The sequence below is a fragment of the Streptomyces sp. NBC_00207 genome, from assembly GCF_045160965.1.
Lineage (GTDB): Bacteria > Actinomycetota > Actinomycetes > Streptomycetales > Streptomycetaceae > Streptomyces.
On the sequence record NZ_CP130715.1, the window covers coordinates 1,828,750 to 1,842,115 of the forward strand.

Here is a 13,366-nt window from a genome sequence, read left to right on the forward strand (position 1 = left end):
GGGACCCGGCAGCCGTCGGTCAAGCGGCTTCGCGTCCTGCCGCGACCCGCCCCATCGTCAGCGCCAGACGCCGCACCCGGCGCCAGTCCATCGGCGGCGCGACGTGCGGCACGCCGGGCCGGTGCCGGGGCACGCGCACGCGCAGAGCGCCGGGGGCGAGACGGCAGCGCACCGGAGTGGGCAGCGTCAGGGCCTCGCCGTCGACACCGACCGGGATGACGGGGGCGTCGGCCTCGACGACGACCTCCCGGGCGGTGGCCTCGGTCAGCCCGCGGCCCTGCCCTCCGCGCAACAGGAGCTCCGTCGCCTCGGCGGCGTTGCCGACTCCGACGCACAGCACCCCCAGCAGGCCGGAGTCCAGGCGCCCGCGGCGTCCCAGTCCGGCCGAGTCGCCCCTCTCGTAGGGGTTGTTGCTCACGAGTACGGCCTGGGGGCCGTCCTTGGTCAGCGAACCGGCACGGACGCTCAGTCGCGCGCCGGTGTGGTGGGTCAGCAGATCCGGCAGCATCTCCAGGATGGTGCGGGCCTTGTCGTCGCGATAGGCGGGACTCTGCACGACTTCCGCGTACACGCCGAACGAGGCGTTGTTGATGAAGACGCGCCCTTCGCTCCGGCCCGCGGAGCCTTCCGCAGGCTCTCCCGCATGGAGGTATCCGATGTCGATGCGCAGCTCGACGCCGTCGGTCAGTGCCTCCAGGCACGTGGAGGGATCCTCCCGGTCCAGGCCCAGGTCCATGGCGAAGTGGTTGCGGGTGCCTGCGCTGATCACCATGAAGGGAAGGTCGTGCTCTGCGGCGATACCGGCGACCAGGGCCTGCGTGCCGTCGCCGCCCGCGACGCCGAGCAGGTCGGCGCCGCCGCGGACGGCCGTCCGCGCCAGCTCGGCCACATCCTGCTGATGGGCCGGGTCCAGCACGACGACCTCGGCCCCCAGGGCTCTGGCGCGCTCCGCCAGCCGGAACTTCTCGACCTTTCCGCCGCCCGAGCGCGGGTTCATGATCAGGAACGGCCGCTCGGGCCGGCCGACGGGGCGCTCCGGCATGCCGGGCGGGGTGTCTTCGACCAGCGCGGCCCGGCCTGCGGAGACGGCCAGCGCCCACAGGCCGAGCGAGACCAGCACGACCCACAGCAGCCCGGCGATCGCGTACAGGATCAGGACACCGAGCGGCGCGGCGACGACGAGCAGCACGGCGAGCGCCCTGATCCAGCCGGTGTGGGTCAGCATCCACCACCCACCGGCCGCAGTGAGCACCAGCCCCGCCCACCCCACGCCCATGAGCACGAGGCTGCCGAGCCCGGCGAAGACCACCAGCACCGCAACAGCCGCCACGCCGGCCGCCAAGGCCAGACGCGCGGCCCAGCGCCTGCTCATGGGGCAACCTCCCAGCGCTCCTCCGGCTGCCGGCCAGGAATCTCGATCCCTGCGTACCCGGTGGGCCGACTTCCCGTGGACACGGACGTCCGCAGGCCTCCACTTCAGGCTAGGGGCGGTCACCACCCTGCGCAGCACGTCCACCGGGTACGGGGGTGCCCTCGCGCAGATCACGGCCGGCGGCCGCGGCCTTCTCGTACCAGCTGCCGTACCGCTCGGCCAGGGGCACGGCCGAGACGCCGTGCAGGAGGACGCTGAGGCCGACGGTGACCGCGACCACCCTCCCCACGAGGTCCACCCCCGGAACGTGTTCCTCCACGACGAGCAGCGCCAGCACCACGGACGCGAGACCGCGTGGACCGAACCAGCCGATGTACGCGACCGTGCGGGGCCGCAGTCCGCTCCCGGCCAGGGCGAGGACCACCGGCAGCATTCTGACGACGGTGAGGCTCAGCACCGCGTACAGACAGATCCGCCAGCTCAGGTGTTCCAGTGTGGGCCCGAGCAGCACCGCCCCGAACACGAGGAGGCTGACCGCCGCCAGCAGCCCTCCGAGGGTCTCGGTGAACTCGGCCGTTCGGGCGGCGTCCCCCTGCCCGGCGCCGGCCGGGAAGTGGCGCAGGGCGAAACCGCAGGCGAAGCCGGCCACCCAGGCGGCGATGAACCCGCTGCCGTCCGTCACGACGGCGAGCTCGTACGCCGCTGCCGCGACGGCCAGCGGGTAGACCTGCCGCCACTCCGGCGCGACCCATCCCCGGGCACGCGACCACTGCAGCAGCCGGCCTCCCAGCCACCCGATCAGCAGACCGATGGCGGTGCTCAGCACCAGGGCGCGCCAGAAGACTCCCGCGACGCCCTCCTGCGCGTAGTGCGTACTGGGAATGGCCGCGAGGAAGAGGATGAAGAAGGGCAGCACCATGCCGTCGTTGAGGCCGCTCTCGACGTTCAGTCCGTCACGTACGAGCGCCGGTACCCGCGGGTGGGACATCGCGGTCTTCCCGAGGGCGGCGTCGGTCGGGGCGAGGACGGCACCGACCAGGGCGAGCTCCCACATCGTCAGCCCCGGCAGCAGGGGCCACGCGAGGAGCCAGCCCGCGCCGATGCTCAGGGGCAGTCCGATTCCGAGCAGACGACCGGGCAGGAAGCCGCCGGTCCGCAGGTCGCGTCTGCGCACCGAGAGGGCGTCGGTGAACAGCACGAGGGTCAGGGTGGCTTCGAGGAGCGCCACGATCGGCGCGGCGTCCTGCGCCAGGTTGACGACGTTCAACACGGCCGGCCCGAGGAGGACGCCGGCGCCGACGAACACGATCGCCGACGACAACGGCGTCGAGGACAGCCGGCGCGAGCCGAGCGCGTACGCGGCCGTGACGGCAGCCACCGCCGCAACGGTCCAGGCGCCACCGCTCATGACCAGCCCTCCGGATCCGCCCGCCGCACCACGCGTGACCTCGTTACTACAGGCCGACGGAGCGTGACGGACCGACGTCGGCAAGGACACGCCGCGTGGTGCCACCCGGGCACCGGATGGCACGACCGGCGGGGCCTTGGGACCATTGCTCCCTGGAGGCGAACGATGAGCCACGACCCGCCGGTCTCACCCTCGGAAGGGCCGGCACCGCGCACGGCGGACGGCGCAGTGGAGCAGCCCGGCGGCACGCCCCCGGCCGCCGCCGAACGGCCCCCCGGTTCCGGGAAGCGCGCCCGGCTGCTCCACTTCACACTGCCCGGCTGCTGGGGCGCGCTCGTCCTGGCGTGCCTGTCCTTCACTCCGTCGCTGCTTCCCCGCGGCGGCGTCCTGCAAGGACTGATCGCCGGCATCACCGCGGCCATCGGATACGGGCTCGGCGTGTGCGCGGCGTACGTGTGGCGCGCGTTCGCCGACCGGGACGCGCGCAGCGCCTCGCGCAGGTCGTGGCTCGTGCTGCTCGTCAGCGCGATCGTGCTGTTCGGCCTCTCGTTCGGGCTCGGACAGTACTGGCAGCACGAGATCCGCACGCTCATGGGGGTCACCGACTACAACGTCGTCACCGCCGTCGCCTGCCCCTTCGTCGCCGCGCTCGTCTTCTGGCTCCTGCTGCTGGCCGGGCGGGGGCTCCGGCGCCTGTACCACTGGGCCGCCGACCTGCTCGGGCGCTGGATCGGCCCGAGAGCGGCGCGGGTGGTCGGCTGGCTGGTGGTGGCGGGCCTGGCATGGTCCGTGTTCTCCGGTGTCCTGCTGGGCGGCTTCGTGAACGCGGCCAACGAGGCGTTCTCGGTGCGGGATACGGAGACGCCGGAAGGCGTGCACCAGCCCACCTCGACGCTGCGCTCGGGCGGGCCCGGCTCTCTCGTGCCGTGGGACTCGCTGGGCAGGCAGGGCCGCGCTTTCACCGGCAGCGGACCGTCGGCCCGGGACATCGGCGCGTTCACCCACCGCCCGGCGCAGGAGCCCGTACGGGCCTACGCCGGGCTGACGACCTCCGAGGACACGGAGACCCGGGCGGCCCGAGCCGTCGCCGACCTCGAACGGGCGGGCGGCTTCACGCGCGAGAACCTGCTCGTGATGACCACGACGGGGAGCGGCTGGGTCGACCCCGCCGCCGTGGACTCGTTCGAGTACCTCGGCAACGGCGACTCGGCCACGGTGGCGATGCAGTACTCGTACCTGCCGTCGTGGCTGTCGTACCTCGTCGACCAGTCCAAGGCGCGCGCGGCCGGCCGCGAACTCTTCGACGCGGTCTACGACACCTGGTCCAAGCTGCCGCAGGACCAGCGGCCGCGGCTGTTCGTGGCGGGTGAGAGCCTGGGATCGTTCGGTGGTGAGACGGCCTTCAGCGGGGAGTACGACCTGCGCAACCGCACCGCCGGCACCCTGTTCGCCGGCCCGCCCAACTTCAACACGCTGTTCCGCGAGTTCAGCGATCAGCGCGACGCGGGGAGTCCCGAGATCGAGCCCGTCTACAAGGACGGGCGGACCGTCCGGTTCACCGACGACCCGGCCACCGGGATGCCTCCCGAGGACCGGCCGTGGGACGGCACGCGCGTGCTCTACCTCATGCACCCGTCCGATCCGATCGTGTGGTGGAGCCCCGGGCTGGCCTTCTCCGAACCCGACTGGATCGGCGAGGCGCCCGGTTCGGACGTGCTCGAAGGGATGTTCTGGATGCCCCTCGTGACCTTCTGGCAGGTCACCGCCGACCTGCCGTTCTCCACGGGCGTTCCGGACGGCCACGGCCACACCTACAAGGCCGCGTACGTCGACGGCTGGAACGCCGTCATGCGGCCCACCGGATTCACGGCGCAGGACCTGGACCGGCTGAGGGACATCATCCGGCCGGACAACTGAGCCCGCGGCGCGGCGCGGGCCCGCGCCGCGCCGCCGCGCGGTCGGCTCAGCGCAGCAGGAACCCGACGAGGTAGCCGAGTGCGTTGACCGCCCAGTGCAGGCCCATCGGAGCGAGCAGGCTGCCGCTGCGGCGACGCAGTGCGCAGAGGAGGACGCCGGCCGCCGTCGTGAACAGCACGGCCGCCACGACCGCCAGGGCGGCACCGGTCGCGGAGTCCCCGAAGACCGTGGTCAGGGCGGGTTTCGCAGTCGCCAGGTGCAGGGACGGCAGCACGTGCCACAGGCCGAACAGCAGGCTCGACACGGCGGTCGCCCAGGCCGCCCCGCGGTCGCGGCACACCAGACCGTAGAGGACGCCGCGGAAGGCGATCTCCTCCACCAGGACGGTGCCGACGGGAACCAGCAGGAAGACCCGCAGCAGCAGCTCGCTCCCGGTCATCCCGGAGTACCGCCGGTCCTCGAACAGCGCTCGGGTGGCCGGCAGCAGGGCCGCGACGAGGTAGACGACGGCGACCAGGCCGATCAGGGCCAGCGCCCAACGAGCACCGCGGGCCAGCGTGCCGGGAGCCAGGCCCGCGTCCGCCAGGGTGCCGCCGGCCCAGAAGAGCACACCGAGCAGGAGGGCGCTGACCAGGACGGCCGTCACCAGGCCGAACAGGCCGGTCCAGTGGTGCACGGCCAGGTTGGCGGCGACGAGGACGGCCACCGTGACTCCCACGGCCGGCCAGGTACCGATTCGTCTCCGGCGTCGGCTCCACGGCATGCCACTCACGGTACGGCGCCCTCGTACCCCGTGCCGTGCGGCGTGCGGCGCCGTGGTTCAGCGCTCCAGGACGATCACCTCGTAACCGGCGCCGACGACGAGCTCGCCGCCGGGGGCGAAGGCGACGGCATCGGGATCGACGGGCAGGTGGATCTCGTGCAGGAGGGTGGCGTTGCCGAGGTCCCAGATGAGTACGGCGTCGTCGTCGGCGGTGACGGCCACAGGTACCTCGTTCAGCAGGCCGATCTCCACATCGGACACCCAGCCGTCACCGAGCTGGCAGCGCAGCTGCCGGGTGCGCAGGTCCCACACCTGCGCTCCGTGGTGGGCGGTGGCCGCCAGGACCACGGGATCGCGTCCCTCGGTGCCGCACACCATGGCGTTGACCTGGTCGGTGAGGCCCTCCAAGTAGCCCACCTGGGTCCCGTCGGTGAGATCGCAGAGTGCCACCTGCCGCTCGCCTGTCCCGAGCCGGTCGTTCCCCGCGATCACGGCCAGAGCCCGTCCGTCCACGAGAGTCGAGACCGCGGCACCCTGGTATCCGGTGGACTCGAAGGTTCCGCTGATCTGGAGGGTTTCCAGGTGCCAAATGCCCGTCCGGGTCCCGTCGGGGCCTTGCTGCCCGAACAGGGCGACCGGGCCACCTCCGACGTATCCGCACGCAAGCGGTGCCGCGTAACCCGCCTCGGTTCTTCCGGTCTCCGACCCGTCCGCGAGGTTCCACATCCGCACGGTGTTGTCATGTCCGCCGGTCACCGCGACCGGAGCGCCGGAGACCGTCGCGCAGGCCACGCTGGCCACCCAATGGGTGTGCCCTTCGAGGCGCCGCAGCTCCCGTCCGGAGGACAGGTCCCATACCCGGGCCGTGCGGTCGTGACTCGCCGACACCGCAACGGGGGCGCCGTCCAGCACAGTGCACGCGACCGCTGACACCCGGCTGGAATGGCCGGGGGGCTCGATCTCCTCGGGTTGCTCCTCCAGGTTCCACAGCCGGACGGAATTGTCACTGCCGGAGCTGGCGGCCATGGGTCGGCCGCACACGCTGGTGATCACGATGGAATGCACCCAGTCCGTATGGCCGTTCAGCCGGGCGAGCAACCTGCCGCCCGGCCGTTCTCTCAGCTCGATCGAGCCGTCCCCGTAGCCCACCACCATGACCGCCCGGCCGTCGAGTTCCGTAAAGGCGATGGCGGTGATCCAGCCGTGCCCGACACGGCAGGAGGACACGACGGTGTCCGTGGCCGGGTCGCGGAAGTGAATGTTCCCCTCACGGTCGCCGAGGCACACGAGCTCACGGCCGTTCTGGACGAGGCCCGCCACCGCCCAGCAGTCGGCGAAGTCCTGGAAGTCGTCCCACTCCCCCGTCTCCAGATTCCACCGCCGGAGCAGACCGGACGGCAAGCCGATCAGAGCGGTTGCCGCCTGCCGACTCCCCGGGCAGAAGACCACAAGCTCGTACCGGCTGTACCGCGTCCCACCCGGAAGGGTCCGGCGGATCTCACCTGACATCAGCTCCCGGGTCCATGCCGAACCGTCCGGGGCGCAGCCGACGATCAGCACCTCACCTCGGACCCGGGCGCAGGCCAAGCCCGCAACCACGGTCTCCATCGCCTGTTCGTCATCGCTGCGAGCGGCCTCGGCCCCGGTCTGCACCACGAACCGCCGGAGTTCGGTGCTGCGTGCGAGGTCCCAGACGCGCAGCGTTCCGTCGTGGGATGCGGTCACGACGAGCGTGGCGCCGTCCACCTCGATGCAGTCCATCGCCGTGACCTCGCCGGTGTGCCCGTCCAGGGTGGCCACGCAGCTCTGCTGCGCCGGATCCCAGACCTGCACCGGCCCGTCGTACTGCGCACTGAGCACCACCGGCTTGCCCTGCAGCTCCGTCGCGATCAGCGGATGGGCGGACCAGGAGCTCAGCTCACCCCGGAACAGGCTGCTCGTCTGGGATCCGGTCGCCCACCTCGGTGTCCACTCCAGGCGTCGCCCCAGCCTGCTCCGGTGCTCCTCCAGCCGGTACCGGGCCGCGTCCACCGCCATCACCTGGGCCCGTTCGTGGACGCACTGACCGCGGTAGCGGTGGGCCGAGGTCCGGTACATCGTGCGGACCCGCTGCGCGTCGGCGCCCCGTACGCCGTCCATCGCGGCCAGCAGCCCGTCCGGATCCGCGTGCACCAGGAACCACGGGTCCTGCAGCAGGCGTTCGAGGTCTCCCGACGCCGCCGCGTGGCCCGCCAGGTGGGCGTGGACGTACGGGTGCGCGCGCTCCCAGTCCGGGCCGTCGCCGTCGGGTCGCGACGGCACCGAGGCGATCAGCTCGGCCGTCATCCGGCGCTGGTCCTCGCGGCTGCGCCGTGGATCGCGCAGGTGCTCGGCCAGCGCCTCGTGGTACAGGCGGAAGACCGACCGGTCCTCGCCGGCCGGCACCTCCACCACGTACGCCCCCGCCTGCCGCCACAGCCAGTCCACGTCGTCGTTGGTGCACTTCTCGCCCGACAGGGCCGCCGCCAGCGGGGCCCACAGCGAATCCCAGGGCAGGCCGGAGCCCTCCGCGTACGCGAGGGGCCGCAGCAGCCGCCGTACCCGGTCCTCGTTCTCCCCGTACCGGGCCAGGTAGGCGTCGAAGGCCTGTCCGACCTCCGAGGGCAGCTCCTCCTCCCAGCCCGGCCGGGACGGGTCGGGGTTCAAGTCCCCGTGGAGCAGGGCCCGTACGGTCATCCGGGCGACCAGGAAGGAACGGCCTGCGCGTCGCGCCACCGCGGCGGCCACGGCCTCCCGGGTCTCTTCCGTCGGCCCGCCGGGCATCCCGGCCAGCGTGTGCCGCGCGTACTGCTCGATGTCGTCGCGGCCGGTGTACGCGTCGGTGTCCAGGTCGATGACCTCGACGGCCCGGCCCAGTTCGGGGATCATCGTCCGCCGGGTGCCGACCAGCAGGCGCAGGTTGTGCAGGACGGACATCGGCCGGAGCAACTCACGGGCGATGCGCTGCGGTTCCCGCCCGCCGACGCCCGTACCCGCCTCCTCCAGCGCGTCGATCAGCACGGTCCGCAGGGGGCCCTCGTACTCGGCGAGCCGGGCCAGCAGCTGCGGCGGGCTGTCCGCCTCCACGTCCAGTGCGGCGGCCAGCCGGGCGGTGAGCCGTTCCAGGGTGGTGCCGTGCGCGTGCACGGAGAGCGTCACCGAACCGGGCGGCGGCAGCAGGTGCGGCGGGGCCTCCGGGTGGTCCGGGCGGGCCAGCGCGAGCAGCCGGCCCAGGACGGCCGACTTGCCGGATCCCGGATCCCCGGTCACCACCCGGGCGCGGGCGTCGTGGACGGGGTCGCGCAGCCAGCCCGCCAGTGTGGCCAGGGCCTGCCGGCGCCCGGTGAACCAGTCGCCCGGCTCGCTCGCGTACTCCACCCCGCGGCCCCGCGGACCGAAGTGCGCCGTCCACTCCCGCTGCGACTCCACGTCCATCGCCTCGTCGGGCAGGCCCGGACGGTACCTCGGATTGGGCAGGAACGGCGGGACCGCGTGGCCGGACACCGCGTGATAGCTGGCGCACTGGTCCGGCCGGTGCTCCCGGAAATGGCCGTTGACCTGGTCGGTCACCGTGGGGATGTCCAGGTACGGCTGTCGCATTCCGGCCGTGCCCGCGCGCACCGCGGCCTCCAGGGCGGTGACGAAGGCGTGGTCGTACGCGAGTTCGCGGGAGCGGGCCGAGGCCACCAGCCACAGCCCGTCGGACCCCGCGGGCCGGTAGTCCACGAGCTGGCCGGTGACGTTCGCGATCTCGGCGGCGCCCAGTTCGGCGTAGCAGGTGTCGAGCAGGAGCAGGACGTGCCCGACCAGGGTGTCGGCCAGCAGGTCCGCGAGTTCGCGGGAGGCGAGGGTGGTGCTCATCCGGTCGTGCCGGCTGTTGCGGCAGGTGAGCCGGTGGGAACGGTCGTCGCGCAGGCCGTGCCCCGCGTAGTACACGACGAGCACGTCCTCCTTGCAGCGCTCGTCCGCCTTGAGCCAGTCCTCCAGGCCGGCGCGCACCTGCTGGGCGTCGGGTGCGCCGGCGAGCTCCGGGAGGATCGCCGCGTACCCGAGGGAGGAGAAGAGGGCCTTGACCCGGCTCAGGTCCTCGGGCACGCCGGGCAGGCTTTCGAGGTGCGGGTCGGCGCTGAACGTGCCGGTGCCGAAGGCGAAGACGTACCGGTTGAGGCCGTCGGGGGCCGGGCCGTTCGATGCGTACGGTGCGTCGGGTGCATCGGCGGCCGTGTGCGGGCCGTGTGTCACCGGGCCAGTCCGGTGGCGATCGCCGTCCCGGTCTCCACCGCCGTCAGGTAGGCGCGCATGCTGTGCATCTCGGAGCCGTTGTCCACGGGCAGGTCCCGGACCTCCGGCCCGAACCGGGGCGCGAGTTCGCGGACGAGGGCGACCACGTCGCCCCGGTCGGCCAGGTTGGTCCACTCCTTGACGGGGGCGGGCCAGACCCCCGCGCCGTCCGGCCGCGGTGCGGGCTGGAGGCGGTCGTAGACCAGCCCGGCCAGCCCCAGCGGGGAGCCGATGGTGACCAGGTTCAGCGGCGGCCGGTCCGGCCCGAGCGCGCACAGCGCCTCGTACGCGACCACCGAGCCCAGCGAGTGGCCCACGACCACCCGGGTCTCGGGCGTGATCAGCTCCGCGGCCCGGGCCCGTACGGCGGCGCGCAGCTCGGGTTCGGTGAAGTAGCGCCGCACCTGCTTGAGGTCCGAGATGAGCAGCCGGTCGGAGACGGCGCCGAAGAAACGGGTGCGGGTGAGGGCGTGCAGGGCGCGGCGCACCCGGTCCACGGCGAGGGGGCGGGAGGCGAGGCGGCCGACGGCGCCACGGGCGGCGGGGCCGGGGGCCGTGGTGTGCGGACCGGCGGGGTCCGGTCCGGGGATGCGGGGGTCCAGCCGGGCGGCCTCCCGCCACCAGGCCTCCAGCAGCTCGGTCTCGAACCCCGGCTCCACGTCCTCGGCCCGGTAGTACGGCTCGCCGCGCGTGCCGGGCTGCCGGTAGAGGTCCCCGTATCCGGCGCAGGCGATGTCGCCGTCGGCGAGCCGTCCGAGGGTGGGATCGCGGCGCAGCGCCAGTCCGACGCCGCCGCGCAGTGCGGGCTCCACCTCCGCCAACAGGGTCTCGGCGGTGTCGAGTTGCCGCCCCACCCCGTGCACCACGACGACCCGGCTCATGCTCCCCCTCATGCCCGTTCTGCACTTCTGTCGCGAGCATAGTCGGGGGTGGGCGCCCGGGGCGGGCCCTTCCCTTTCGCCGGCCCAAGCGGTCAGGAGGCGCCCCGTGGTCAGAAGGCCGAGTGGGCGAACCAGTGGGCGAGCAGGTCCGGGTCGCCGAGCAGACGGAAGGCGTCGCTCCGGTGGTCCAGGCGGCCGTAGAGGAGCAACAGGAGGTCGGCGGCCGTCCCTTGGACCGCGGCGTCCGCCGCGCGGAGCTCGGCCTGGTCGGCCACCAGGGCGAAGCCGTCGGCACGCAAGGCGACCAGCCAGTCGCCGTCGCCGTCCGTGCAGCTGAAGCGAACGGTCCGGTCAGGGGCGCGCAGTTGGGCGGTCAGCGGCGCGAAGGTGGAGGCGAACGGCAGGTTGGTGAGGAACTCGTCGATGCCGTCGACGGCCAGTGCGCGGTCGACGTGCGGCGAGAGCCCGAGCGCCAGTTGGGCGTCGACCCGGTGGACGAGGGTCTCGAAGAGCATGCGCCGAACCCAGAACCGGGCGTGCTGGTCGACCCCCCAGGCCCACATCGGTGCGTCCAGGTCGGTGGCGGCGAACACCTCGGCGGACTCCCCCGCGCTCGCGGCCAGCCAGTCCGGGAGGGCGTCGGGATGTTCCGGGAGGCGCAGGTCGACCTCACGGCTGGTCGGCGGTTGCTGGATGCGCCGGCGGAGCAGCTCGCTGAACCAGCGGTGCACGCTGCCGACGTGCCGCGTGAGGTCCTCGAGCGTCCAGCCGGGGCAGGTCGGCACCGGGGTGGAGAGGTCGGCCGACCTGACCGCGGCGACGAATCCGGCGGTCTCGGCTGCGACGGCCGCTCCGTGCTGGGCGGGGTTCATGTCGGTGCCCTTCCTCTGCTGGTGCCGCCCCAGGGGGCAGGGATACTTAAGGAAGTAGATGGTTTACGTCTTTAAGTAATGTGACGTTAATTCGCAACCGTTGACGATGTCAACTTTCACTCCGCGCGGCGGCGCGCAGGGCTGCGACGACGGCGGTGTGCGTCGGATTCGCGGTCTCGGTACGACGCGTCGCGGCGAACAGGAGGCGCAGGATCGGCCGGTCCCCGATGGGCGCCGTCCGGATTCCCGGCGCGGCCGGGTCGATGGCCGTCCGGGGGACGAGTGCGGTGGCGAGTCCTGCCCGTGCGAGGGTGAGCTGGGCGGCGATGTCGGCGGTGACGTAGCGCGCCGCGGGCGTGAAGCCGGCTTGCTGGCAGGCGTGCAGGACGGCCTGTCCGCACTCCGTGGTGGGCGGCGGCAGGGCGAGGCTGTGCGTGGCCAGTTCCCGCAGGGCGACGGGCCGCCCGTCCCCTCGGCCGGCCGCGGTGACGACGGCCAGCGGATCGTCGAGCAGGGGCGCGACCTCGACGCCCCGCGGCGCGGTGTCGGGCAGGTGGTGATACCGCTGCCCCAGCACCACGTCGACGGTGCCGAGCGTGAGTTCCCGCAGTTGTGCCTGGTCGGTGACGAGACAGGTCACGGCGAGCTGCGGATGGTCCGAGCCCAGTGCGGTCAGTGCGGGCGCCACGATCCTGGCGACGGTCGACGGCAACGCGGCCAGTGTGGCGGTGGCTCCCACCGTGCCCTTGACCGCCGCGAGGGCGCTCTCGGCTTCGTCCACGGCAGCGAGGATCCGGTCGGCGTGTTCGAGGAGCACCCGGCCCGCCTCCGTCAGTGCCACGGTTCGCCCGTCGGGGCGCAGCAGGTCGACGCCCACGTCGTGGCGCAGCGCGGACAGCTGCTGGGACACGGCGCCGGCGGTCAGCCCCAGTGACTGGGCGGCCGCGGCGATGGAACCGCGGGCGGCGACGGTCTTGAGCATGTGCAGACGGCGGACATCCAACATGACTCGATAGATTACCTAAAGGGTTCCGGCAGAAAACATCCCCTTGACCTATTGAGTCAGGGTGGGCGACCTTCAGCGCATGGAAATCTTCGACTGCATCGCCGCAGTTGCCCGGGCCATCCACGATTTCGGCGACGCGTTCATGTCCGACGGGGCGACCGCCGCCGTCGGTCTGCGCGCAGGGTTTCCCCCAGGGCGCGGCTTCTACTGCCGCGGACGGTTCGGGGTGCTCGGCGAGGCACCCACCGCGGTGGTGCAGGCGGTACAGGGCTTCCTCGGACCCCACCTGGTCGCCGCGGGATGGACCGCGGGACGGCCCGTGATGCCGGCGGAGCAGGCCGCCGCCTGCTACGCAGGGGCCGTCCGGTCGTGGGGGCGCGCCCACATCCCGGCCGCCGTCGACGTGGAGCACTTCAACCGCTTGGCACAGCAGCTGATCGACGCCGCCGACGCCGACGCGCTGCCTCTGTTCGCCGGCTGGCGCGCGCAACCCTGCCCGGGCGACGACCCGGTCGGTGCGGCCATGCAGCGCCTGCACGTACTGCGGGAACACCGCGGCGCCTGCCATCTGGTGGCGGTGCGCCAGTGCGGGCTGAGCGCCCGTGCGGCCATGGTCGTCAACCTCGGCGCCGAGCAGGCCGCCCGCTACGGCTGGCAGGAGCCACAGCCCGTCGACGCAGCCGGGACCCCCCGGTGGCAGCGTGCCGAGCGGCTCACCGATGAGCTGCAGGCACCCCTCTACGCCACACTGACCGGCGGCCAGCGCACCGAATTCGCCCGGCTCGTCGACGCGTTGACCGCCTCCCCCACTCCGTGACGGCTGCCGGGACGGCGTCCTGCACGCTGCC

9 protein-coding genes are annotated in these 13,366 nt (G+C 72.9%); 2 read left to right on the forward strand and 7 right to left on the reverse strand.

Going from position 1 to position 13,366, the window contains the following annotated elements:
- Window positions 1-19 precede the first annotated feature (19 nt).
- A complete protein-coding gene (locus tag OG472_RS08975) occupies window positions 20-1,372 on the reverse strand; it encodes a diacylglycerol/lipid kinase family protein (RefSeq protein WP_405941277.1) in 1,353 nt (450 codons plus the stop codon).
- Window positions 1,373-1,481: 109 nt separating this feature from the next.
- Window positions 1,482-2,780, reverse strand: coding sequence for a cation:proton antiporter (locus OG472_RS08980; RefSeq protein WP_405941278.1), 1,299 nt, complete (start codon window positions 2,778-2,780; stop codon window positions 1,482-1,484).
- A 165-nt stretch (window positions 2,781-2,945) separates the two neighbouring features.
- On the opposite strand from OG472_RS08980, the gene OG472_RS08985 reads away from it, so the two are divergent.
- Entirely contained in the window at window positions 2,946-4,697 is a 1,752-nt protein-coding gene (locus OG472_RS08985; RefSeq protein WP_401604404.1) for an alpha/beta hydrolase, read from the forward strand.
- Between the two features lie 46 nt (window positions 4,698-4,743).
- Here OG472_RS08985 and OG472_RS08990 read toward each other — a convergent pair whose 3' ends face one another.
- The 5 genes from OG472_RS08990 to OG472_RS09010 form a co-directional block, all read right to left on the reverse strand.
- A complete protein-coding gene (locus tag OG472_RS08990; RefSeq protein ID WP_405941279.1) occupies window positions 4,744-5,415 on the reverse strand; it encodes a CPBP family intramembrane glutamic endopeptidase in 672 nt (223 codons plus the stop codon).
- A 102-nt stretch (window positions 5,416-5,517) separates the two neighbouring features.
- Window positions 5,518-9,720, reverse strand: coding sequence for a caspase family protein (locus OG472_RS08995; RefSeq protein WP_405941280.1), 4,203 nt, complete (start codon window positions 9,718-9,720; stop codon window positions 5,518-5,520).
- On the reverse strand, window positions 9,717-10,640 hold the full coding sequence (locus OG472_RS09000; RefSeq protein ID WP_401604411.1) for a hypothetical protein: 924 nt from the start codon (window positions 10,638-10,640) through the stop codon (window positions 9,717-9,719). The genes OG472_RS08995 and OG472_RS09000 overlap by 4 nt, the downstream gene beginning before the upstream one ends.
- 110 nt (window positions 10,641-10,750) lie before the next feature.
- Window positions 10,751-11,512 (reverse strand): maleylpyruvate isomerase family mycothiol-dependent enzyme, encoded by a 762-nt coding sequence (locus OG472_RS09005; RefSeq protein WP_401604414.1) that lies wholly within the window; start codon window positions 11,510-11,512, stop codon window positions 10,751-10,753.
- A gap of 109 nt (window positions 11,513-11,621) precedes the next feature.
- Window positions 11,622-12,518, reverse strand: coding sequence for a LysR substrate-binding domain-containing protein (locus tag OG472_RS09010; protein WP_405941281.1), 897 nt, complete (start codon window positions 12,516-12,518; stop codon window positions 11,622-11,624).
- A 79-nt stretch (window positions 12,519-12,597) separates the two neighbouring features.
- On the opposite strand from OG472_RS09010, the gene OG472_RS09015 reads away from it, so the two are divergent.
- Window positions 12,598-13,335 (forward strand): SCO6745 family protein, encoded by a 738-nt coding sequence (locus OG472_RS09015; RefSeq protein ID WP_405941282.1) that lies wholly within the window; start codon window positions 12,598-12,600, stop codon window positions 13,333-13,335.
- The last annotated feature ends 31 nt before the right edge of the window (window positions 13,336-13,366 follow it).

Bases quoted from the DNA above. Each gene is read 5' to 3' on its own strand.
- OG472_RS08975 (WP_405941277.1), bottom strand. From the start codon at position 1,372: ATGAGCAGGCGCTGGGCCGCGCGTCTGGCCTTGGCGGCCGGCGTGGCG.
- OG472_RS08980 (WP_405941278.1), bottom strand. From the start codon at position 2,780: ATGAGCGGTGGCGCCTGGACCGTTGCGGCGGTGGCTGCCGTCACGGCC.
- OG472_RS08985 (WP_401604404.1), top strand. From the start codon at position 2,946: ATGAGCCACGACCCGCCGGTCTCACCCTCGGAAGGGCCGGCACCGCGC.
- OG472_RS09000 (WP_401604411.1), bottom strand. From the start codon at position 10,640: ATGAGCCGGGTCGTCGTGGTGCACGGGGTGGGGCGGCAACTCGACACC.
- OG472_RS09005 (WP_401604414.1), bottom strand. From the start codon at position 11,512: ATGAACCCCGCCCAGCACGGAGCGGCCGTCGCAGCCGAGACCGCCGGA.
- OG472_RS09010 (WP_405941281.1), bottom strand. From the start codon at position 12,518: ATGTTGGATGTCCGCCGTCTGCACATGCTCAAGACCGTCGCCGCCCGC.
- OG472_RS09015 (WP_405941282.1), top strand. From the start codon at position 12,598: ATGGAAATCTTCGACTGCATCGCCGCAGTTGCCCGGGCCATCCACGAT.